Here is a 23104-nt window from a genome sequence, read left to right as displayed (position 1 = left end):
ATTTTATAGTTTAAGTTTTAAAACCTCGGCAATACCTGCCGAGGTTTTTTATTTTCCCCATTAATGTTCAAAGGCTTTCACCCCTACTTTAATTTCTGTATCCAAATTATTGACCTTAGGAACAATTGGACAACTAAACTTCTTATTATAAGCGCAATAAGGATTATAGGCTTTATTGAAATTCAAAATTATCTTATTTCCCTTGGGTATTGTTAAATCTAAATACCTACCTCCACCATAGGTCTCTTCTCCATTTGTTTTATCCGTAAAAGGCAAAAACAAATAATCTTCATATTCTGCTTGCTTAATTAGTTCTGGAGATTGATAAATTTCTAATTCATGCTCCTTTCCATTTAAGGTAAATTTAGCTATACCGTAGACCACCTCTGTTGATTCTCTATCTGTTGTAGTAGGCATTGCAAAAGGTAAAGCTTCAGGCGTTCTTATAAATTCTGCCTGAACAACGTAGCTGGTATCCGGCTCAAAGAAATCTAACGACTCAAAATTAATACGAAAGCGATCTGCCAATGGAGAAGTTTCCGGATCTTTAAACTCAGCGTTCAATTCTTCCTGAAATTTTAGAATATCCGCTATCTTATCTGATGTTACCGCTAACTTGACCTGATCTTTTACATCGTGATATTTCTTTTCTTGTCCGCATGAAACGAACATACCCAAAACCAAAACGGCAATACATAATCTCATAGTTCATTCTTTATATTTCAAAAATACAATTTATTCACCTTAAGTTATTTTAACATATAATCGTACTTTAGAACCCTATACATTTATGATCATGAAGTTTATATATATTTTACCCATTTTACTAATCACCTTATGCAGTTGTCAAGAAAACAATACAGCTGTAAAAAAAGAGGTCATAACAGAAAAAGCTAGAGTACTACCAGAACTAAATCCTAAAAACTATAATGTTGCCTTTCTAATTATGCAAGGCACTTTCAACACAGAGTTTACGGCACCGTTTGATATTTTTCAGCATACAAAATATAGAGAGAATATTAAGGCAATGAACACTTTTTCAGTTGCCAACACACTAGAACCTATCACTACTTTTGAAGGCGTTCGTATACTGCCAGACTATGATTATACCAAAGATGATTTACCCAAAATAGATATTTTGGTAGTACCTAGCGCGGAGCATTCAATGGACTCTGATTTGAAAGACACATTAATGCTGGATTTTATTAAAAAAATTGACAAAACCGCACTGTACATGACCAGTCATTGCGACGGAGCCTTCCTCTTGGCAAAAGCTGGTATTCTAGATTCAGTTGCTTCAACCACTTTTCCAAGTGATGTTGAAAATTACAGAAACATGTTCCCCAATTTAAACATAAAGGACAATGTACTTTTTGTTCACGATGGAAAATACATTACTTCGGCAGGTGGTGCAAAAAGTTTTGAAGCAGCATTATATCTTTGCGAAGTGCTATATGGAAAGGAAATTACCAAATCTTTGGCAAAAGGTCTCGTCATAGATTGGGATTTGGCCAAGGTGCCACACCTTACCGCTCAATAACATCATATCTTGCGCCTTTTAAGTACTTTTCGATCAGCTCGTTAAACTCTGGCATAATTCTTAATAACGAAGTATGTTCTATTGAATATAGCTTTTGTTTATCTGAATACCCCATTTTTAATAGCTCTTCCAAATAAAATAAAGCCGTACCATAATCCTCCATTTTTGAACTGGCAGACATTACATTTAAATACCCCTCGCTTTCAGTTGGAGCGGTAATGGTCTTTATCATATATAGTAAATTCAAGGCTTCCCAATCTATTATTTCATCGGCAGCTATAAAATCTATATTATCGGAGACCAAAGCATTGATGTAACCTCTTAACCTAGAGGACATTTGACGCTCAAACAGATTACTACTTTTATCCAACTTATTCAGTTCTTCCATTTGATATTTCCACCAACCTAAATTGGCATAGTTATAAGAAATGATATCCTCTTCTAAATAGTAGCTATAATCCTCCTTGGTAAACGACTCCTTTAAAAAATAACTGTTCTGGCTTCTATTGGCCTGCTTATACGAAGTACTTCTTCTTAATATTTTTTGTGAAGCCTTTAATGAATCCAATTCCATTAACGGATAGAATATTTTCTCCATATCCAACATTTGATAGGTAGCCAATAGTGGTTTTTGGTTTGACACATTTGCATTTACATCTACCAAAAATTCATTGTAAGAACTATTGATCAAACTATCGTTTCGTTGTAAATGACCTTTGGCCATACTGCTCAATGTCAACATTCTAAATGCTTTTGCAATAATATTTTTTTCCGGTAAATTTCGCTCACCATCAAATACCAACAATTCATTAGGAAATTTCAATTTATTAAGTTCCGATCTGGACTGGTACATAGATGCAAAATTAAAATCCGCCCTGTTGACCACGCCAATAAATTGATAAGGTTTTTTGGGATTTAGAACTTCAAAACTACCAATAGCAGCACCTATAGAAATAACTCCTTTCAGTTCACTTATAAAAGCAGGTAAAAGGGAAGCGAACATAGCCCCATTTTCAAAACCCGCGGTATACACTCTATATTTTGCAGTAGGTATAGACTTAAATACAGAATTTAACATCCTATTTGCAATAAGAACATTTTGGGAAATTGGAAGAGAATCGCTCAAGTTATTAGAGCTGGCCAATACATAACCTTCTTGTTCTGCAGCACTACTCAACACAGAAAGAGATGCTCTGCCCTTTCCTTCCAAGTCCATAACAAAAGTAACCGGCCATGGCCTATTAACATCAAAATTAGTAGGTAAATAAAGAGAAAAGGTTTCGTTGACAGAATCGTTTACTATTAAATTTTCTGTAATAGCACCTTTAAGAAGTCTAAGCTCTTGAGAATAAACTATAGAAGAAATTAAAACGAACGTAAGAAGTAGTATTTTTTTCATCATTTATTTCACATCAAAAATCTAGCCAAAATAATTTTCAACAATAGTTATTAATTGTACTTTATATACAAGATTTAAAACTAAGTAAAACAATTATATAAATTTCTATTTAATCTTATGCATAGGCGCATTTGAAATTACTTGAGACAACACAATATGTGTTCTTGTCTCACCATATTGAATAAGTTGATCAATAAACTTTTCTAAATGGAATTGATCCTTTAAAACTACCTCCATTACAATATTTTCGTTTCCGGTAATTCTATAACAATTTATGACTTCTTGTAATGACGGCACCACTGCTAAAAAAGGCTTTAATTTTCCCATAAAGGCCCTTAATGTTATTATTGCCTTTAATTGGTGTCCGGTTAATGCATGAGACACGGTAGCCTTGTAACCTTGTATAATACCAAGGTCTTCCATTTTCTTAACACGTTCAGCAACCGCAGGTGCCGTCAACCCCACAACACGTCCAATATTTGCAAATGATTCTCTCGCATTATCCTGCAATTGTTTCAGTATTTTCCAATTAAGCTCATCAATCTTTGGATTCAAAAGTATTTCTATTTAAATATTTATTATCAAAGGTAAAAATACAAATTACGTTTCTATTCAATAGAAAATTTACAAATAACTAACGTAATTTTATAATACGCTAATTACATCCCACATAATGGCATACCGAAGTTTAAAACATTTACCTATTTACAGAAAAGCATTGGAACTCTGCACAATGAGCAGAGAGATCGCTTCATATGTATCATTTAATAAAGATCTGATGCGCCTTTGCGAATCTACCAGTCTTAGGGATATAATGGCCAATTCTATTTTAACGGATTCTATCTTGATACCTCAGAAAATTGCACAGGTAGAATATTCCAACTGTAGCAATGAGCGGCTAGAGACTATTTCTTATATTAATATTATTATAAGAAACATTAATTCTTATTGCATGGGTCTTGAGAAGCATGGTGTAAAAGAAACCGAGTACATTAATCTTCTTAGAAAAGAGATAAAGAGTTTTAGAAAATCTTACAAAGCTTGGAAATCAGAACACTCTTAATCTTTTTCAAATCTTCTCAAATTAAAAGATATAGCGGGCACTTAAAGAATTATGAGCTATTTTTGAAGCCATAATTATTTACCATTGAAAACAACAATTCTAGTCCATTGTCCGGATCAAGCAGGTATCATATGCACCATAACCGGATTTATCAGTAAAAACAAAGGCAATATCGTTTATTTAGATCAGCATGTAGATAAACCTGCCAATGTATTTTTTATGCGAACCGTGGTTGAATTTGAAGATGACTTCAAAGATCTGGATCATTTTAAATCTCTTTTTGAAAAAGAACTGGTTGCCACGTACAATATGCAATGGAGCATACACACTGATGATAAATTGCCTAAAATGGCCATTTTTGTTTCTAAGTACAAACATTGCTTATATGACTTGTTAAGTAGATACCGTTCTGGAGAATTGGCTGTTGAGATACCTTTTATCTTAAGCAACCACAATGATCTTAAAGACATAGCCAATCAATTTAATATTCCATTCTACCATGTTCCGTTCAATAAAGAGAATAGAATTGAAGCAGAAAAAGAACAATTGACATTGCTAGAAAAATACAATGTTGATTTCATTGTACTGGCCAGATACATGCAAATAGTTAGCGGTACACTTATCAATAAATTTCCCAATAGGATCATTAACATACATCATTCCTTTCTTCCTGCATTTGCCGGGGCAAAACCCTATCATGCAGCTTTTAAAAGAGGAGTGAAAATTATAGGGGCAACAAGTCATTATGTAACGGAAGAATTGGATGCCGGCCCTATTATTGAGCAAGACGTAACCACCGTTACCCATTCCCATTCCATCAAAGATTTTATTGGGAAAGGAAGGGATTTGGAAAAAATAGTGCTCGCCAGGGGCGTAAAACTCCATATTGCACGGAAAACAATGGTATACAACAATAAAACTGTAATATTCTCGTAAGTACAGTAGACCCTAAATAAATTTTATACAAATGATTAAAAAAGTAAGCTTAGCCATATGCATGTTACTAGCGGTTTCATGTGCAGAATTACAACAAGTTGTAAATCAACTACCCACTTCAACAGAAGGCGCTTTAAGTAACGAAACCATTGCAAACGGTTTAAAAGAGGCCCTAGACCTTGGTATTGAAAAACAGGTTAGCAAGTTAACGGCTACGGACGGTTTTTATAAAAATGATTTGGTAAAAATTCTTTTGCCAGAAGATTTACAAAAAGTAGATAAAACTTTACGTGATATAGGTCTGGGCAATTTAGCGGACGAAGGCCTAAAAGTTTTAAATCGTGCAGCGGAAGATGCCGTGTCAGAGGCAACACCAATTTTTGTGAATGCAGTTAAACAAATGTCATTTGCAGATGCAAAGAATATATTATTAGGAAGCAATAATGCAGCTACTACATATTTAGAAACTAAAACAAATTCTGAATTGTACGCAAAATTCAATCCGGTTATTAATGAGTCGTTCAAAAAAGTAGGCGCCGATAAAATCTGGAGCTCTATCATAACAAAGTATAATTCTATACCACTTACTAGTAACGTTAATCCAGATTTAACAGACTATGTTACGGAAGAAGCATTATCCGGGGTTTATAAAATGATAGCCATAGAGGAAGAAGAAATTAGAACAAAATATTCCTCAAGAACTACAGATGTCCTAAAAAAAGTATTTGCTCTTCAAGATAAAAAGTAGAATTTTAAAATGTTCTTACAATAACTTAAAAAGTTATACGTTAAAAAATAGAGAACAGTATTAAAGTATTCATTTTCAATTTTTTGAGTTAGTTATTTTTTGAGTTAGTTAGTTAGTTAAAACCGGTGGGAGCACCGGTTTTTTTTTGTTATATTCTCACAAAAAATCAATAATTTTACATTTAATATAACTTTTTAGAGGTTACGGTTAAACCTTTTAAATTTGAGATTGTCTTAATTATTAAGAGTTATTTATATCCTTAAAATACTTTTGTGCTTTCAAACTACTTTTCCTTAACACTTGTATTATTATTATCGTTTTTCAACTATCTAATTCCACAACCGGTTGCAGGAAATTTGATAGATTGTGAACGTGCATCTGTTACTATTTCTACCAAACAGATCGATGAATATAGCGCCGAAGATTTTTACATTTTAGGGGTATGTGAATACGAAAACCACAACTTTAACAAAGCGTACAATTATTTTATTTCGGCAAAATCTCTAGGTTTTGCAGATGAGCAAACCCTACAAAACTATCTAAACGATTCTAGAAACGAGTTGACTAAATTAGAAGTGAAAGATGAATTAAATTTAGAGAAAGAAGATGAAGTTGCCATCAATAACTACAAACATAAAGTACAAGTTTATCTATTAAACATAATATTCGTTCTAATAGCGTTCATAGGACTCATTACAGCTTTTACCTTAATCTATAAATACAGAAATGTAGTCAACAATATATATTTAGGCATTTTTCTTTTTGCCATATCCTTGGCATTGATAGAGCTGGTACTATATTGGCAAGATTTTTTCTCTTACTCCCCTACTGTTTCAATTTACAGGATCTTATTTTTCTTATGGGCCCCTTCTTTGTATTTATATGTAAAAACCAAATATTCAGATACACATATTAGCAGAAAAGAAATTGTGCTACACTACCTACCATTTTTTCTTGTTTTGGTTTCTTTACTGATTTTTGGAAATTTTTATGACACCATAAATGCTGAAAATAATATTTTTTTGAACGCGTTAGATTTTGTCATGAACGATAATTGGATCAAAACCATTCACTTATCCGCCTATTTAATGTTGATTATTTTAGACTTTGAATTAAAAAGAAAAGAGTTAGACCAAGGGTTTAAAAAATGGATGCTAACACTAATTGGCTTCATTATTATATTGATACTATTTATTATTGCAAGAGCCGCTTTTGAACACATTTACGTATTTGACTATATTTCAAAGTATTTTATAGCAGTATATCTTATACTGTTCATCTCTGTGCTGGAAGTTTTATTGATTATTCAACCAAATATTATTTTAGGTACTATAAACCTTGAAGAGAAGAACAAATTAAACAATAAGTACAAGAACTCAAGTTTGACAGAGAATATGAGTCTGCGTGTTAAAGACCAGTTATTAGATTCACTGAATATTGACAAAGTATATTTGGATAACACTTTAACACTGTCCAAACTTGCCAAAAAAATCAATGTAGACCGTTACAGCCTATCACAGGTAATAAATCAAGAATTAAATAAAAATTTCTACGAATTAATTAATGATTTTAGAATAGCGGAAGCCGTTAAAATAATTGAAACAGATAACAACAAACAGGTTATAGATTTAATTTACGAATGTGGTTTCAATAATAAAGTTTCATTCTACAAGGCATTTAAACAAAGAATGCACATGACCCCAAAAGACTTTATAGAAAATAGGAAGAAATAAAAAGTAATCGTAATATTTACTTAATTCTACTAAAATTTTCACAATTACACCTAACATATTACAACACCTTAGTTAACAATTAATTACCGTTTTAGTAAAGGTTAATTTAAGTCAGATCTGCATTAACTTAGGTCGGAATCTACCTATTGATCAGCCAACTCCTTCTATTTTCGCTACCGGTATAAGGAGTCGGTTCGCATCAAAAAAATTATTGTTTTTTGGTCTCATTTTTAAGAATTAGCTATCTAAAAAATCGACCGACTCTTCTACACCATATTTACTAACCTTTTTCTAACTAACACTCAAATTAAATTTATGAGAACAAACGCGAGAAATTTTCTTACTCTGTTACTTTCTTTTGTGGCGTACGTCAGTTTCGCCCAAGACAAAAGTATAACGGGTACAGTAACAGATCAAACTGGTTTACCCCTTCCGGGTGTAAATATTCTTATCAAAGGAACTACAAATGGAACACAAACTGATTTTGACGGAAATTATTCGATAAAAACAAGTACAGGTGACGTTTTGGTTTTTACCTACATAGGTTTAAAAGAGGCCTCTAAAACAGTAGGTAGCACCAATACGATCAACGTACAAATGCAAGAAGATGCTCAGGCATTAGACGAAGTAGTTGTTACCGCACTTGGTATTTCAAGAGAAAAGAAATCACTTGGGTATGCTACACAAGAAGTGCAGGGAGACCAGGTAAATACAGCAAAAGACCAAAACTTTGTAAACTCCTTATCTGGTAAAGTTGCCGGTCTTGACATTAAAAAGAGTTCAACATTAGGGGGGTCTGCCAACGTAGTAATTAGAGGGTATTCTTCAATTACAGGAAACAACCAAGCCCTTTTTGTTGTAGATGGTGTACCACTTAACAATGACACCAATAACTCTACCTCACAGACAGAAGGTGGTGATGGGTATGATTACGGTAACGCCGCAAGTGATATCAACCCAGATGATATTGAAAGCATCAACGTTTTAAAAGGATCGGCAGCAACGGCATTATATGGATCACGTGCTGCGAACGGTGTAATCATTATCAACACAAAAAAAGGTAAAAAAGGAGAAGGCTTAGGCGTATCTATCACTAGTTCCGTAAATATTGGTAAATATGATAAAGACACCTTCCCGATCTTTCAACAGGAATACGGTCAAGGTTACGGTCCATTTTATGGAGCAGGTTACTTAGATTCAATAGATGTTGATGGTGACGGTATTGCAGATCTTACACCGGCAACAGGTGAAGATGGATCTTTTGGTCAACGATACGACCCAAATTTATTGCTTTACCAATGGGATTCTTACTTTCCACAACTTGACACATATTTACAGCAAAGTCCTTGGGTAGCACCGGAAAACGGCCCTGAATACATCTTCCAAAATAGTGTAACCAGCTCACAGAACATTGCCATTAGCCAAGGTTTTGAAACAGGTAGCTTAAGAATGAGCTATACCAAATTAGATCAAACAGGTATATTACCAAATAGCGAAATAGGAAGACATAATGTTGACTTAGTAGGTGTTATGGACCTGAACGATAAAATAACGGTAACAGGTAAAGCCACGTATACCAAAAGTTCTGGATTAGGTAGATATGGTACAGGGTATGATGCCGAAAACATTATGACCAATTTTAGACAATGGTGGGCAACCAGTACCGATCTTAAAGATCAGCGTGATGCTTACTTTTCTACCGGACAAAATATCTCCTGGAACCCATCAGGACCATCTAGTTTAGGTCCAAAATACTGGGACAACCCATATTTTACCAGATTTGAAAACTTCAATACCGACGAAAGAAACAGACTATTTGGGTACGGTAGTATTTCATATGATGTTCTACCATGGTTAGAAATTTTTGGTAGAGCAACGGTTGATACCTATGCAGAACTAAGAGAAGAAAGAAATAACATTGGCAGTATCGATACTCCTGAGTACTCTAGAAAAAATATTAATTTTTCTGAATACAACTATGATTTCTTTTTAAATTTTAATGGAGATATCTCTGATAAATTCGGTATTTCAGGTGTATTAGGTACCACGTACAGGCAAACAAAAAACAATTACGTTACCGCAACTACAGATGGCGGGTTAAAACTTGAAGGTATCTATGCTCTTTCAAACTCGGTTAACCCGATCGTTTTTGATGCAAATTCTGAATATGATGCAGACGTACGTGTATTCGGTGCATTTGCCAATGCAAGTATAGATTATGACAACATGCTATTTTTAGAAGGCTCTATTAGAAACGATACTTTCTCAACATTACCTGATGGTCAGAATTCCTTCTACTACCCTGCAATATCTGCCAGTTTTGTATTTTCTAATTTATTTGAAAGTAACATTGTTTCTTTTGGTAAGTTCAGAGCAGGTTATGCAGAAGTTGGTAACGGTGCCACATCTTATCAGTTATTGAACACTTTTAACCCAATTGCAGGTTTTGGCGGGGCTACATTATATTCTAACCCAGGAACTTCTAACAACCCAAATCTTAAGGAAGAAAGAACTGAAAGTAAGGAATTGGGTCTAGAAATGAATTTCTGGAACAGAAGAATAGGTTTTGATGTTTCTCTTTACGAACAAATTACCAGTGATGCAATTATTCCTGTAGAGATAACACCTTCAACAGGTTTTACCAATACAGTTGTAAATTCTGCGGAAGTATCGAATAAAGGTGTGGAAGCACAGTTATATTTTACTACTATAAAAACTCCAGATTTTTCATGGAGAACAGATGTAAACTTTTCAGCTTACAAAAGTGAGGTATTAGATCTTTTTCAAGATTCACAGAACATTCTTGTAAATAGCTTTTTTGGCGTTAGTTTAAATGCCGCCAAAGGTGAAGCTTATGGTACTTTAAAAGGTACAGATTACGTTTACATAGATGGCGAGAGAGTAGTTGGTGCCGACGGACTTTATCTTAAAACAGAGTCTTCACAAGAAGTGCTTGGAGACATTAATCCTGATTGGAAAATGGGTCTTTCAAATACATTCAAATACAAAGACATCAGCTTAAGCTTTTTAATAGATATACAAGAAGGTGGTAGCGTATTCAGTGGAGATACATACTTTGGTATGGCTACAGGTATTTATGACGTTACGGCAGGTGTAAACGACTTAGGTAATCCTTTAAGGGATCCCGTTACCAACGACAACACATCTGGTGGTGTAATTTTACCAGGTGTACAAGAAGATGGCTCTGCAAATACGGTAAGAGCAGACTTTACAACGTATGAAAACCCTTATGGCCGTTATGGTAACGCGCCAGATGCACAGTTTGTATATGATGCATCTTACGTAAAATTAAGAGAGGTAACGTTAGGTTACTCTTTACCTAAAAAATTCATAGATAAATTACCGTTCAATGCCGTTTCATTTACAGCAGTAGGTAGAAACTTATGGATAATTAGTAAAGATTTACCATACGCTGATCCAGAACAGAGTTTTGGAGCTGGTAATTTACAAGGTTTCCAGATTGGTGCATATCCATCTGTTAAGGAATATGGCTTTAACATTAAACTACAATTCTAAAAATATAACAATGAGGAAAATATATATAATATTAGCTTCGGCAGGTATGCTACTGTCTAGCTGCACGGAAGATATAACGGATTATAACAATGATCCAAAATTACCAACTGCAGTTCCGCCAGAGACACTTGTTGCCAATGCCGAAAAGAACTTAGCGGATAGAATAACGACTATTAGCGGTACTAACGTATTTCGCCTTTGGTCACAACACTGGTCACAGGCAACTTACGTAGATGAATCTAACTATCTAATTATAGGTAGAGATCCGTCACAAGCCTACTGGACCACATATTACAACAATGTAATCAACGACCTAAATTCTGCCGTTGCATTGATAGAGGCAGATGAAATTTTAGACGCCACAACAAGAGGTAATCAATTGGCCATTATAGAGACCATTAAAGTATATACCTATCAACATTTAGTAGATTTGAACGGTAATATACCTTATAGCGAATCTGCCGACATCAATAACCTTTTTCCAGTTTACGATGATGCAGAAACTATATATGAAGATCTAATTGACCGAATTTCTTCAGCCCAAGCTGCATTGGCCGGTGGCGGGGAATCATTTGGCTCAAATGATATTTTTTATGGCGGCGATGTTGTTAAATGGAGAAAACTAGCCAACTCTATAAAATTAAGATTAGGTATGCGTTTGGCAGACTTCAATTCGGCATTAGCTAGCACAACTGTTTCCGAAGCGGTAAATGCCGGTGTCTTTACATCTAATGATGATAATACCATCATTTACTATGAATCTTCACCAACTACGAACATTAACCCTATTTACAATTTATTCGAAGTTGAAAATAGAAGTGAGGATTATATTGCGGGTGAAACTTCATTGAACAAGTTGGTAGAATTGAACGATCCCCGTCTAGATGATTATTTTGCGGATAATAAAGACCCTTATATTGGTGGCCCGATCGGTGGCAACAACTCCTATGCAAATTTCACGCATCTTAATTTAGACATTGTTGGTGATCCAACTTACCCAGGATCAATTATGGATTATGTTGAAGTGGCTTTCTTTCTGGCAGAAGCTGTAGAAAGAGGTTTTATAGCCGGTGATGCAGAAGAGTTTTACAACGCTGGAATTACCGCTTCAATTCTTTATTACGGTGGTACACAAGATGAAGTAGATGCATATTTAGCACAACCATCTGTTGCATATTCTACCGCTACCGGAGATTACAAGCAAAAAATAGGTACTCAAAAATGGATTTCTTTATTCAATAGAGGTTTTGAAGCATGGACCGAGTACAGAAGATTAGACTGGCCGCAATTGGCACTTTCTACTCAAACACAACAAGAAGTTCCTTTGAGAATGATATATCCTGTAAAAGAATCTGCAGTAAATGGTGCCAACTATGATGCAGCTTCTAGTGCTATAGGAGGAGACAATTTAACTACGCCTTTATTTTGGGACGTAAATTAAATGTTGAGTTATAGTTTAGTTTGATGGTTAAGGACCGATGTTAAAACATCGGTCTTTTTCTTTTTTATCGGTATATCATAAAAACCGTGATTTAGTTTTTAAATAGGGAAGTCTGTAAATTACTTCTGACCTACTAGGTAATCTACCACCTTTTCATTAAAAAAATTGGGTTGTTCTACATTTACCACATGTCCACAATTTTCAATCACTATCAATCTAGAATTTTGATGTGATTTTGCTATTTTACGAATACTCGGTAAAAACAAATAATCTTCTTCGCCCATTACATATAAAGTAGGTATGTTAATGTCGGCAGATCTAAAAAAACGTAATAACGGATTAATCTCTGAAGTAAGCTTAAACCAACGAATAAATTCCTTCTGATATAATTTCTTTGCCTCACGAACAAAAAGCGACCTGGACTCTCTATGGTTCTTATTCGGCATAATTATAAAAGCAAAAAACTTATAAAGCCATAAATAAGGTATAACCGTTTTAAAAACAACACCAAGCTTTATAAGAATTTGTGAGCGTAAGTTTAGTTTCATTATTGCACCGCCCATAACCATACTTTCTACTCTTTCCGGATGGTTTTCCGCTAAATTCCTAATTAGTATGGTACCAAGGGAAATACCCACAAAATGTGATTTCTTAATTTTTTCATGATCAATGACCTCAACTATATCATTGGTAATCACGTCAAAAGTATATTTCTCATCAAAAACATTCTTAAGGCCAGGCTTTGAGTTACCATGGCCTCTTAAGTCTAACAATAAGACATTAAAATGCTTCTTAAACTCACGTATTTGTTTATACCAAATAGAAGAACTGCCCCCTGCCCCATGTACAAATGTAACCCACGTAGTAGATGTTTTATGTTGATACGTTATATAATGGAGCAAATTGATTTTCTTTTAGAACGCGGTTAACCCACAATGTATCAATTCTTTTTGATATAACATTTAGGATAATCAAATTTCACACAAAATGAACATGTTTTTAAGCTTTCATCTGCACAAATGTTAAAAAAAAGACATATTACCTATTAATTAGATGTACAGCTACCTATACCCACGTCTAAAACTTTGATCTGAACGTATATTTGTAAGAACAAAAACATAGTATAATGAGCAAGCAGTATTGTAAGGTAGGATCGGTAACGCCAATGGAGGCGAATAATGATATCATCAGTCTATTAGAGTATCAATATCAGACATTTATGGAAAAAGCTTCAAACATTCAGTCAAACACTCAATTAGGAGAATTTTTCGAATTAAAAGCTCAAAGAATTAAAAAAACTTTAGAGGATTTAGTCTAATTTTTCCAACTCAATTTTCATAGACTGCTGCAACTCTTTTGCCTTAGATCTGGCGGCATCTGCAAAATTTTCATTATCGGACGCATAAATTATTCCACGCGAAGAGTTTATTAGCAAACCGACGTTTTTGGACATTCCATATTTACAAACTTCTTCTAGACTTCCGCCCTGTGCTCCAACTCCAGGGACCAACAAGAAGCTGTTTGGTACAATCTCACGAATTTCATTAAGGTATTCAGCTTTGGTAGCACCTACCACATACATTAAGTTCTCTGCACCTTTGTACGTCGTAGAAACAGACAATACTTCTTTATAGAGCTCTTTACCTTCTATTTTTTTTGTCTGCAGATCAAAAGCACCCTGATTAGAGGTTAAGGCAAGTAAAATTGTATGCTTATCCTTGAACGCTAAAAAAGGCTCAACAGAATCCCTTCCCATATACGGAGCTATGGTGATGGAATCAAAATTTAAATCTTCAAAAAATGCCTTTGCATACCTTGTAGAAGTGTTGCCTATATCTCCCCTTTTTGCATCTGCAATAGTAAAAATATCAGGATAGTTCTTATTCAGGTACTTAATGGTCTTACGCAATGCAGACCAGCCCTGAACACCGTATGCTTCATAAAAAGCAATATTTGGCTTGTATGCCACGCACAAATCATGCGTAGCATCTATAATGGCTTTGTTGAATGCAAAAATAGGATCTTCGTCTTCCAGTAAAAATGAAGGAATCTTTTCTAGATCTGTATCTAAACCAATACATAAAAAAGATTGTTTTTTATGTATTTGGGCAACTAGCTCTTGAGTGGTCATAAATTAAAATATCTCAGAGGCTTCCCTCAATTTCTCTGTATTTTCAACAAAACTTAATTCGTCTATTATTCTCTGAATATCACCATCGATAATATTGGACAAATCATATAAGGTTAGACCTATGCGGTGATCGGTTACCCTACCTTGTGGGTAATTGTATGTTCTAATCTTTGCAGAACGGTCACCACTACTTACTTGAGAGTTTCTTTTTGCAGCGTCTTCTTCCTGTTTCTTTGCCAATTCTAAATCATACAATCTAGAACGAAGTACCCTAAACGCCTTGTCCTTATTTTTATGTTGCGATTTTTGATCTTGACATTGGGCAATTAATCCCGTAGGAATGTGGGTTAGACGAACCGCGGAATATGTTGTGTTTACAGACTGACCACCAGGACCGGAAGAACAGAAGAAATCTATTCTAACATCTTTTGGATCTATCTGTACATCAAAATCTTCAGCTTCAGGCAGAACCATAACGGTAGCTGCACTAGTATGCACCCTTCCTTGGGTTTCCGTTTGGGGAACACGTTGTACACGGTGCACACCAGCCTCGAACTTTAATGTACCATAAACGTTTGCACCAGTAACCTCAAACTGTATTTCTTTGTAACCCCCACTAGTACCTTCACTGAGGTCAATTACATTAGTTTTCCATCCTTTGCCTTCACAATATTTGGTATACATTCTAAAAAGATCACCTGCAAAAATACTTGCTTCGTCACCACCCGTACCGGCCCTAATTTCAACAACTACATCCTTGGCATCTTCAGGGTCTTTAGGTATCAACATCAATTTAATATCCTCTTCTAGCTTCGGCAATCCTGCCTTGGCCTCTTCCATTTGCATTTTTGCCATTTCTAGCATCTCGGCATCACTACCATCGGCAATAATCTCTTCTGCTTCGGCAATATTATTGGTAAGCTCAAGGTATTCTTCTCGCTTATCCATCAAATCCTTAAGATCCTTATATTCTTTTGTGAGTTTTACATATTTCTCTTGATCGGATATAATATCCGGTTGAATTATAAGGTCTGAAACCTCATCAAAACGTTGTTTTACGATGTTTAACTTGTCTATCATATGCTTACTTCACTTGTACGGCAAATTTACAATAAAATTAGAGACACCCTAGTGGGATTATTACGGTAAGGATTAAAAAATGGAAATCTAATCAAGTAAGACCCCGTTGCTCTTGTACATTTTATTTGCACTATCAACAATGATAACCTCTGTATCTCCTAATTGATTAATTAAGGCAAGTCCCGCATCAAGTCCCATTACAAATACTGAAGTAGCCAATGCATCTGAGGTTTCCGCACTTTTAGCAAAGACGGATACACTGTTTATACCCGTAGATGGATATCCAGACCTAGGATCTATGATGTGGGTATACTTTTTGTTTCCAGACATTATATAATTGCCATCGCCACCAGTAGTTGCCACAGACGACTCCAAAATAGGTATCCAAGATGCTATGCCGCCCTTTTGATCAGGGTTCACCACACCTATCAACCATTTTTCTCCCGTAGCTTTTGTACCCCAAGTGGTAATATCACCATCTATATTAATAATACCTGCCTTTACATCATTAGAGACCAATAATGCCTTTGCCTTGTCCGCGGCAAAACCTTTACCGATACCACCAAATGAAATTCGCATACCTTTCTTATTCAAAAATACAGACTGATCCTTGCTATTTAGTATTATATTTTTGTAACCGACCTTGCTTTTTGTCTCTTTTACAGCTGCTGAAGACGGCATGGTTTGCAAAGTACCATCAAGCTTCCAAATATGATTTAAGGGAGTAAAAGTAATATCAAAAGCACCATTGGTTATTTCTGACAGCAATATAGAACGCTCTATTAATTTATAAAGCTCCCAACTAACCGTTACGGGTTTTATACCGGCGTTTTTATTGATCAGACTGGTTTCAGAATCAGCATCCCAAGAAGATATAAGTTTTTCTATTCTTAGTACTTCTGCCAAGGCCTCTTGAATATAAATGTATCCTAACTCTTCATCTTCGGAGATTACGGTAATATCAAATTCACCGCCCATTACATCGTAAGACTTTTTAACCGTTACGTACCTCTGCTCTTGACCATACATATAGCAGGTCATAAAACATAATAATAAGGCAAAAATCTTTTTCACTTACTTCTCTAATTGGGGGTAAATATGGTCATAAAGAATAATAAGTTAGGTTGGTGTAGTTTATGCTTGAATAGTTTTATTTTACTTATTCATAAACACGTAATATGGAACCCTCTAAAGATGTGTTATAAATTTTCAATACTTTAGAAGTGCTATTGGGAATCTCATTTAACGGTGCTCCGGTCTGCGAAAATTTAGACCCATGAACATCACAATAAAATATACCGCCATCTTGATCTACAAAACGTACTTGATCATATTGCTCATGACTACAAATCTGTGTAGCCGCAACAAATTCTCCTTCTAAATTTCTAACTACTACAACTAGGTTCTTTAGTATGAAGCCGCCATTATTAGCAAGTTTTGCAGCTTCTGAAGATTCTAGGTCAATTGTAAAATCTACATCTGTTGGTGCAGTTACAATATCCCCTTCTACATCACTGTCTTTTGAACAACTTCCAAGACAGGGAAAAGTTATGGCAAAGGCAGCACCGGCACCTAATGTTCGTAAAAATTCTTTTCTTTCCATAGCAAGATAGGTTTATACAAAAAGAACGATTTATTTACGTTAATCGTATGTACTAATACACAAAGGTGCCGTACTTGCTTGAAATTGTAAGTTTTTTTGAATCAGAAGCTTCTACCCTTCCAATTATTTGGGCATTTACCCCAAAACTTTTAGAAATTTCAATAATATCATCAGCTACGTTTTCCGGAAGATAAAACTCTAGTCTGTGCCCACAGTTGAACACCTTATACATCTCTTTCCAATCTGTACCAGATTGTTCTTGAATTAATTGAAATAATGGCGGCACATCAAATAAATTATCCTTAACTACATGCAGCTCATCTATAAAATGAAGAATTTTGGTCTGCGCCCCTCCACTACAATGAATCATTCCGTGAATTTCATTTGAGCTATATTTAGAAAGAATTTTTTTGACGATCGGTGCATAAGTTCTTGTTGGTGACAACACCAATTTACCTGCATCTAAAGGTGAGTTCTTGACAGCATCTGTAAGCTTCACATTACCGGAGTAAACAAGATCATCAGGTACTTCGGCATCAAAACTTTCTGGAAATTTTTCGGCTAAATAGTTAGAGAAGACATCATGACGGGCAGAGGTTAATCCGTTACTTCCCATTCCCCCATTATATTCCTTTTCATAATTGGCCTGACCAAATGATTCTAGGCCAACGATAACATCACCGGCCTTAATATTGGCATTATCGATAACATCACTCCTTTTCAATCTTGCCGTAACCGTAGAATCTACTATTATAGTTCTGACCAAATCTCCAACATCTGCGGTCTCACCACCCGTAGAGTGAATAGTAATACCGAATTCACCTAAGTCATTGATCAATTCTTCCGTACCGTTGATAATGGCAGAAAGCACTTCGCCAGGTATTTTATTTTTATTTCTTCCAATGGTAGAAGAAAGCATAATATTATCTGTAGCACCAACACAGATCAAATCATCAATATTCATGATCAAAGCATCTTGTGCAATACCTTTCCAAACAGAAATATCTCCTGTTTCTTTCCAGTACATATAAGCCAAGGAAGATTTTGTGCCGGCGCCATCAGCATGCATTACCAAGCAATAATCTTTATCTCCGGTCAAATAATCAGGAACTATTTTACAAAATGCCTTTGGAAAAAGACCTTTGTCAATATTTTTAATTGCGTTGTGTACATCCTCTTTAGAGGCTGAAACGCCGCGTTGCTGATACCTTTCACTGCTTGATGTGGACATAATTTAAATTTGTCGCAAAAATAAGGGAATCATTAAAACTGCAATCGTTGAACAGCTTAATATTCCCTTATTTTTAAAATTAATTAAAAGATTATTCTATAAATAACAATTCTCTATACTTTGTCAACGGCCACAATTTGTTGTCCATTAATTTTTCTAGCTTATCGCTATGTGTTCTAATTTCCAGAAAATATGGCTTTACATTTTGGCAATATGCAATGGCCTTCTTTTTGGTATCCTTTAAGGCATTTGCTTTTTTACGCGCATCGGCCATGGCATCTACCATTTTTTTAATACCTACAACATGCTCGGCTATATCTTCTATCATTGTCAATTGCCCTTCAGAGAATTTTTTATGTGCAGCACCGTATATTTCCTTTAAACCGGCTACATTTTTAATCAAATTATTTTGATACTCCAAAGCTGCCGGCACAATGTAACCGTATACCAGTTCATTGTACACCCTACCCTCTATCTGTAAATGCATGATATAATTTTCCAAATCGACTTCATGGCGGGCATTTACCTCAACAGCACTCATTACGCCCATAGATTCAAACAATGCTATACTATCTTTTGATGTCAAGACCTCAAGAGCATCAGGCGTATTTTTATTATTACTTAGTTTTCTTCTTTTAGCTTCATTTTCCCAATCAGTACTGTAACCATCACCATCAAACCTAATACGTTTTGATGTTTTTATATATTCACGAAGTACATTAAAAACGGCCTCATCTTTTTTCAGATTTTTTTTATCGATCAAAACATCCACTTCTTTTTTAAAATCCCTTAACTGCTTTGCTACTATGGTATTTAAAACAGTCATTGGTTTGGCACAGTTCATTTTTGCACCAACACCGCGCATTTCAAATTTATTTCCTGTAAAGGCAAAAGGCGATGTTCTGTTACGATCGGTATTATCCATTAAAATCTCTGGAATTTTACCTACCACGTTCAGTTTTAGTTCCGTTTTTTCTTCGGGAGATAATTTCCCTTTAGAAACCCCTTCTAATTCATCTAGAACATTACTTAATTGCGAACCGACAAAAATTGAAAAAATAGCAGGTGGAGCCTCATTTGCACCCAAGCGATGATCATTACCGGCAGATGCTATTGAGGATCGCAATAATTCCTCATAAGTATCTACGGCTTTGATCGTATTAATAAAAAAGGTTAAAAACTGAAGGTTTTTCATTGGCGTAGAACCCGGACTCAACAAGTTTACACCCGTATCTGTGGCCAAAGACCAATTGTTATGTTTACCGGAACCATTAATACCTGCAAATGGTTTTTCATGAAAAAGCACTTTAAAATGATGCTTATCAGCAATCTTATCCATAACATCCATTAACAACAAGTTATGGTCAATAGCAAGATTGGCCTCCTCAAAAACAGGAGCCAGCTCAAACTGATTGGGAGCTACCTCATTATGCCTGGTCTTGACAGGAATTCCCAATCTGGTACATTCCTGCTCCAAATCGCTCATAAAACTTAAAACACGACTTGGTATTACGCCAAAATAATGATCATCAAGTTGCTGGCCTTTTGCAGGAGTCTCACCCACCAGGGTACGGCCAGTCATCATAATATCCGGTCTAGAATGGGCAAGAGCTTTGTCTATCAAAAAATATTCTTGCTCCCAACCTAAAGTTGCATTGACCTTACTTACCGTTTTATCAAAATACTTGGCAACGGCGGTAGCAGCCTCATCAACAGCCCCCAAAGCTCTTAACAATGGAGCTTTATTGTCCAAGGCTTCACCTGTATAGGATACAAAAATGGTAGGTATACATAAAGTAGTGCCATAAATAAAAGCAGGTGAAGAAGGATCCCATGCAGTATATCCCCTAGCTTCAAACGTATTTCTAATTCCACCGCTCGGAAAACTAGAAGCATCCGGTTCTTGCTGCACTAATTGTCCGCCACCAAATTTTTCCAATGCAGTACCATCTGGTAAAAGGTCAAAAAATGCATCGTGTTTCTCCGCAGTAGACCCTGTTAATGGCTGAAACCAATGTGTATAGTGTGTAGCGCCCATTGTAATGGCCCAGCCTTTAATGGCCTCTGCTACCTGATCTGCAATTTTACGATCGATCTTAGATCCCGACACCATAGCACCCTTTAAACTTTCAAGAGCGTCCTTCGTTAAGTATTGCAACATTTTTTTTTCATTGAACACATTGATACCGAACAAATCGGAACGTCTTCCCTTCTCTTCAACAGCAATACTATTTCTTTTCTGACTTGCATTAATAGCAGCAAAACGTGATGACTTCATATATAAATACATTGTTAATTTGACAAAATTACGATCAATAAATATAAATATGACAAAATACCCGATAAAAAATAGGGGTAGATAACAAAAAATTTAATTTTTACACATTAACACCCTCAAAAATTCATACAGATTGATAAAAAACATATTTTTGTTTGTCTTTTATTAAAAAATAACGAACATATTATGGCCAAAATTAAATTAGAATACATCTGGTTAGATGGATACTTTCCAACTCAAAACATGCGAAGCAAAACCAAGGTTGAAGAGCATGAAGATTTTAAAGGAACTCTTGAAGAATTAGGCAACTGGTCTTTTGACGGATCTTCTACAAGACAAGCCGAAGGTGGGTCTTCAGATTGTTTGTTAGTACCTGTAGCAATTTACCCAGACCCTGCTAGAATTAATGGTTATTTAGTAATGACCGAAGTAATGAATGCCGATGGAACACCTCATGTTTCTAACGGTAGATCTACTATTGATGACGAAGATGAAGATTTCTGGTTCGGTTTTGAGCAAGAATATTTCATTATGGATACCAAAACACAATTACCATTAGGTTTCCCTATTGGTGGTTACCCTGCTCCACAAGGTATGTATTACTGCTCTGTTGGTGGTAAAAATACACACGGTAGAGGTTTAGTTGAAGAGCACGCCGATCTATGTATAGACGCCGGTCTAAACTTTGAAGGTATTAACCAAGAAGTTGCTTCTGGACAATGGGAGTTTCAATTGTTTGCAAAAGGGGCTAAGAAAGCAGGTGATGAAATCTGGATCGCTAGATATTTACTTGACAGATTAACTGAAAAATATGGTTACTACATAGATTACCACCCAAAGCCATTAGGAAAAGATATGGATTGGAATGGATCAGGTATGCACGCCAACTTCTCTAACACTGCATTAAGAACTAGTGGTAGTAAAGAAGTTTATGCTGCAATCTGTGAGTCTTTTAGACCATACGTAAAAGAACATATTGCTGTTTATGGTGAATTTAACGACCAACGTTTAACAGGCTTACATGAAACAGCTTCAATTAATGATTTCTCATGGGGTATCTCAGATAGAGGTGCATCTATCCGTATTCCATTGATTGCTGTTGAAAAAGGATATAAAGGATGGCTAGAAGATAGAAGACCAGCTTCTAACGGTGATCCATACAAAATTGCAGCTAGAATTATCAAGACAGTTAAGTCTGCAAAAATCTAAGTACCAAATTAATTGTTGATTATACTAAAACGCCTTGAAATATATTCAAGGCGTTTTTTATTTATAAATTTTAAATTACCATGCCTATCCAATAGTCACATATATAAAGGCTAAATAAACACTTACCAAGATTAGGCCATCCCTCCAACCCAATCGCAATCCCTTTGGAATAAAGACCAACGGAAGAATAAGGAAAGATATGCCTAACATCCAAAAAATATCATTTGTTAAAAGACCTTCGTCCATTACGGATATTGGGGTAATAATAGAGGTTATACCTAATACCGCAAGAATATTGAAAATATTAGAACCTATAAGGTTTCCCAATGAAATAGCTTTTTCCTTTTTTATTACCGCAATTATAGATGCCGCCAGTTCAGGAATACTGGTACCTACGGAAACTATCGTAATTGCTATTACACGCTCACTAACACCAAATAAGGTAGCCAAACCAACAGCCCCATTAATTAACAACTCAGAACCACCCCATAGCGCTCCGCCCCCCAATCCTAAAAACAATGCGGTCTTATAGGTTGGCAAAATAACATCTGGCTCATCCTCTTCATCTATTACAGCTGGCTTTTGAAAACGCAATAGATATACTAAGAACAAAAACAGAAACACCACCATAACAATACCTTCATACTGCTGAATTTCTCCATCAAAATAAATAAAGAAGAAGAACAATAAAGAAGCTATCATCATTACAGGCCAATCTGTAGTGTAAAAACTCTTACTAACATCTATAGGACTTAGCAAAATAGTAATAGCCAACACCAGACCTAGATTGGCGATATTTGAGCCAACTACATTACCAAGAGCTAAATCAGGAAAACCATCTAAAGCGGCATTGATACTTACAATTAACTCCGGGGCAGATGTAGCAAAGGACACCACCGTCATTCCTATAACTATTTTGGGAATTTTAAGTTTTAATGATAAATCGACCGCAGCTTTTAACAGCCAGTTACCACCTGCTATGAGCAATACTAACCCTCCAACAATAAATAAGAAATCTTGCATGAAATGAATTTTGGCAAATATATACAGAACATATGTGACAACATATGACAATTGATATCATATGCAATCATAAATTATCACTAACCATACATTGATTCTAGATTCCTTAAAAAAGTGAATATTTTTTTTAAAGTAGAACGGAATGCTAATTT

At 35.3% G+C, this 23104-nt stretch carries 20 protein-coding genes; 9 read left to right on the top strand and 11 right to left on the bottom strand.

The annotated features are described in order from the left end of the window. Window positions 1-60: 60 nt before the first annotated feature. A complete protein-coding gene (locus PXC01_RS08690) occupies window positions 61-705 on the bottom strand; it encodes a DUF1684 domain-containing protein (RefSeq protein ID WP_276471891.1) in 645 nt (214 codons plus the stop codon). Window positions 706-796: 91 nt separating this feature from the next. Between PXC01_RS08690 and PXC01_RS08685 the strand changes: the two genes are divergently transcribed. Further along, complete coding sequence (locus PXC01_RS08685; RefSeq protein ID WP_276471890.1) at window positions 797-1540, top strand: DJ-1/PfpI family protein; 744 nt, start codon at window positions 797-799, stop codon at window positions 1538-1540. Here PXC01_RS08685 and PXC01_RS08680 read toward each other — a convergent pair. Continuing rightward, a complete protein-coding gene (locus PXC01_RS08680; protein ID WP_276471889.1) occupies window positions 1527-2942 on the bottom strand; it encodes an alpha/beta hydrolase family protein in 1416 nt (471 codons plus the stop codon). The two genes, PXC01_RS08685 and PXC01_RS08680, sit on opposite strands and share 14 nt — an antisense overlap. 102 nt (window positions 2943-3044) lie before the next feature. Next, the gene (locus PXC01_RS08675; RefSeq protein ID WP_276471888.1) at window positions 3045-3494 is read right to left on the bottom strand and encodes an Lrp/AsnC family transcriptional regulator; all 450 of its coding nucleotides are present in this window, start codon (window positions 3492-3494) and stop codon (window positions 3045-3047) included. A gap of 118 nt (window positions 3495-3612) precedes the next feature. Between PXC01_RS08675 and PXC01_RS08670 the strand changes: the two genes are divergently transcribed. From PXC01_RS08670 to PXC01_RS08645, 6 genes are all read left to right on the top strand, one after another. Next, a complete protein-coding gene (locus PXC01_RS08670; RefSeq protein WP_036152762.1) occupies window positions 3613-4002 on the top strand; it encodes a hypothetical protein in 390 nt (129 codons plus the stop codon). 84 nt (window positions 4003-4086) lie between these two features. Next, entirely contained in the window at window positions 4087-4938 is an 852-nt protein-coding gene (gene purU, locus PXC01_RS08665; protein WP_276471887.1) for a formyltetrahydrofolate deformylase, read from the top strand. Window positions 4939-4969: 31 nt separating this feature from the next. Further along, window positions 4970-5686, top strand: coding sequence for a DUF4197 domain-containing protein (locus tag PXC01_RS08660; protein ID WP_276471886.1), 717 nt, complete (start codon window positions 4970-4972; stop codon window positions 5684-5686). 272 nt (window positions 5687-5958) lie between these two features. Beyond that, a complete protein-coding gene (locus PXC01_RS08655) occupies window positions 5959-7419 on the top strand; it encodes a helix-turn-helix domain-containing protein (RefSeq protein WP_276471885.1) in 1461 nt (486 codons plus the stop codon). A gap of 315 nt (window positions 7420-7734) precedes the next feature. Beyond that, window positions 7735-10956 carry a SusC/RagA family TonB-linked outer membrane protein gene (locus PXC01_RS08650; RefSeq protein ID WP_276471884.1) on the top strand — a complete coding sequence of 1074 codons (3222 nt, stop codon included), beginning with the start codon at window positions 7735-7737 and terminating at the stop codon, window positions 10954-10956. Window positions 10957-10966: 10 nt separating this feature from the next. Further along, window positions 10967-12397, top strand: coding sequence for a SusD/RagB family nutrient-binding outer membrane lipoprotein (locus PXC01_RS08645; RefSeq protein ID WP_276471883.1), 1431 nt, complete (start codon window positions 10967-10969; stop codon window positions 12395-12397). A 119-nt stretch (window positions 12398-12516) separates the two neighbouring features. On the opposite strand, the gene PXC01_RS08640 is transcribed toward PXC01_RS08645, so the two are convergent. Then, a complete protein-coding gene (locus PXC01_RS08640) occupies window positions 12517-13299 on the bottom strand; it encodes an alpha/beta fold hydrolase (RefSeq protein ID WP_276471882.1) in 783 nt (260 codons plus the stop codon). A gap of 224 nt (window positions 13300-13523) precedes the next feature. On the opposite strand from PXC01_RS08640, the gene PXC01_RS08635 reads away from it, so the two are divergent. After that, window positions 13524-13715, top strand: a complete 192-nt coding sequence (locus tag PXC01_RS08635) for a hypothetical protein (protein WP_276471881.1) — start codon at window positions 13524-13526, stop codon at window positions 13713-13715. On the opposite strand, the gene pyrF is transcribed toward PXC01_RS08635, so the two are convergent. From pyrF to PXC01_RS08605, 6 genes are all read right to left on the bottom strand, one after another. Next, complete coding sequence (gene pyrF, locus PXC01_RS08630; RefSeq protein ID WP_276471880.1) at window positions 13707-14528, bottom strand: orotidine-5'-phosphate decarboxylase; 822 nt, start codon at window positions 14526-14528, stop codon at window positions 13707-13709. The two genes, PXC01_RS08635 and pyrF, sit on opposite strands and share 9 nt — an antisense overlap. Before the next feature lie 3 nt (window positions 14529-14531). Then, window positions 14532-15608 (bottom strand): peptide chain release factor 1, encoded by a 1077-nt coding sequence (gene prfA, locus PXC01_RS08625; protein WP_276471879.1) that lies wholly within the window; start codon window positions 15606-15608, stop codon window positions 14532-14534. An 87-nt stretch (window positions 15609-15695) separates the two neighbouring features. Continuing rightward, window positions 15696-16649, bottom strand: coding sequence for an FAD:protein FMN transferase (locus PXC01_RS08620; protein ID WP_276471878.1), 954 nt, complete (start codon window positions 16647-16649; stop codon window positions 15696-15698). A gap of 118 nt (window positions 16650-16767) precedes the next feature. After that, on the bottom strand, window positions 16768-17211 hold the full coding sequence (locus tag PXC01_RS08615) for a QcrA and Rieske domain-containing protein (RefSeq protein ID WP_276471877.1): 444 nt from the start codon (window positions 17209-17211) through the stop codon (window positions 16768-16770). A gap of 52 nt (window positions 17212-17263) precedes the next feature. After that, window positions 17264-18442, bottom strand: a complete 1179-nt coding sequence (locus tag PXC01_RS08610) for an AIR synthase related protein (RefSeq protein WP_276471876.1) — start codon at window positions 18440-18442, stop codon at window positions 17264-17266. Window positions 18443-18533: 91 nt separating this feature from the next. Beyond that, window positions 18534-20720 (bottom strand): glutamine synthetase III family protein, encoded by a 2187-nt coding sequence (locus PXC01_RS08605; protein WP_276471875.1) that lies wholly within the window; start codon window positions 20718-20720, stop codon window positions 18534-18536. 186 nt (window positions 20721-20906) lie between these two features. On the opposite strand from PXC01_RS08605, the gene PXC01_RS08600 reads away from it, so the two are divergent. Beyond that, window positions 20907-21929: a glutamine synthetase beta-grasp domain-containing protein gene (locus PXC01_RS08600; RefSeq protein ID WP_276471874.1), complete on the top strand. Its 1023-nt coding sequence runs from the start codon at window positions 20907-20909 to the stop codon at window positions 21927-21929. Between the two features lie 84 nt (window positions 21930-22013). Here PXC01_RS08600 and PXC01_RS08595 read toward each other — a convergent pair whose 3' ends face one another. Further along, on the bottom strand, window positions 22014-22952 hold the full coding sequence (locus tag PXC01_RS08595) for a calcium/sodium antiporter (RefSeq protein WP_276471873.1): 939 nt from the start codon (window positions 22950-22952) through the stop codon (window positions 22014-22016). Between the last annotated feature and the right edge of the window lie 152 nt (window positions 22953-23104).

It is taken from the genome of Maribacter huludaoensis, assembly GCF_029350945.1.
Lineage (GTDB): Bacteria > Bacteroidota > Bacteroidia > Flavobacteriales > Flavobacteriaceae > Maribacter > Maribacter huludaoensis.
This window is presented reverse-complemented; position numbering and strand designations above follow the sequence as displayed.

What these genes read in the sequence shown, in the direction of transcription:
- PXC01_RS08685 (WP_276471890.1), top strand. Translation starts at nt 797, where the DNA reads ATGAAGTTTATATATATTTTACCCATTTTACTAATCACCTTATGCAGT.
- PXC01_RS08650 (WP_276471884.1), top strand. Translation starts at nt 7,735, where the DNA reads ATGAGAACAAACGCGAGAAATTTTCTTACTCTGTTACTTTCTTTTGTG.
- PXC01_RS08680 (WP_276471889.1), bottom strand. Translation starts at nt 2,942, where the DNA reads ATGATGAAAAAAATACTACTTCTTACGTTCGTTTTAATTTCTTCTATA.
- PXC01_RS08660 (WP_276471886.1), top strand. Translation starts at nt 4,970, where the DNA reads ATGATTAAAAAAGTAAGCTTAGCCATATGCATGTTACTAGCGGTTTCA.
- prfA (WP_276471879.1), bottom strand. Translation starts at nt 15,608, where the DNA reads ATGATAGACAAGTTAAACATCGTAAAACAACGTTTTGATGAGGTTTCA.
- pyrF (WP_276471880.1), bottom strand. Translation starts at nt 14,528, where the DNA reads ATGACCACTCAAGAGCTAGTTGCCCAAATACATAAAAAACAATCTTTT.
- PXC01_RS08635 (WP_276471881.1), top strand. Translation starts at nt 13,524, where the DNA reads ATGAGCAAGCAGTATTGTAAGGTAGGATCGGTAACGCCAATGGAGGCG.
- PXC01_RS08605 (WP_276471875.1), bottom strand. Translation starts at nt 20,720, where the DNA reads ATGAAGTCATCACGTTTTGCTGCTATTAATGCAAGTCAGAAAAGAAAT.
- PXC01_RS08690 (WP_276471891.1), bottom strand. Translation starts at nt 705, where the DNA reads ATGAGATTATGTATTGCCGTTTTGGTTTTGGGTATGTTCGTTTCATGC.
- PXC01_RS08595 (WP_276471873.1), bottom strand. Translation starts at nt 22,952, where the DNA reads ATGCAAGATTTCTTATTTATTGTTGGAGGGTTAGTATTGCTCATAGCA.
- PXC01_RS08620 (WP_276471878.1), bottom strand. Translation starts at nt 16,649, where the DNA reads ATGACCTGCTATATGTATGGTCAAGAGCAGAGGTACGTAACGGTTAAA.
- PXC01_RS08670 (WP_036152762.1), top strand. Translation starts at nt 3,613, where the DNA reads ATGGCATACCGAAGTTTAAAACATTTACCTATTTACAGAAAAGCATTG.
- PXC01_RS08610 (WP_276471876.1), bottom strand. Translation starts at nt 18,442, where the DNA reads ATGTCCACATCAAGCAGTGAAAGGTATCAGCAACGCGGCGTTTCAGCC.
- PXC01_RS08615 (WP_276471877.1), bottom strand. Translation starts at nt 17,211, where the DNA reads ATGGAAAGAAAAGAATTTTTACGAACATTAGGTGCCGGTGCTGCCTTT.
- PXC01_RS08600 (WP_276471874.1), top strand. Translation starts at nt 20,907, where the DNA reads ATGGCCAAAATTAAATTAGAATACATCTGGTTAGATGGATACTTTCCA.
- PXC01_RS08645 (WP_276471883.1), top strand. Translation starts at nt 10,967, where the DNA reads ATGAGGAAAATATATATAATATTAGCTTCGGCAGGTATGCTACTGTCT.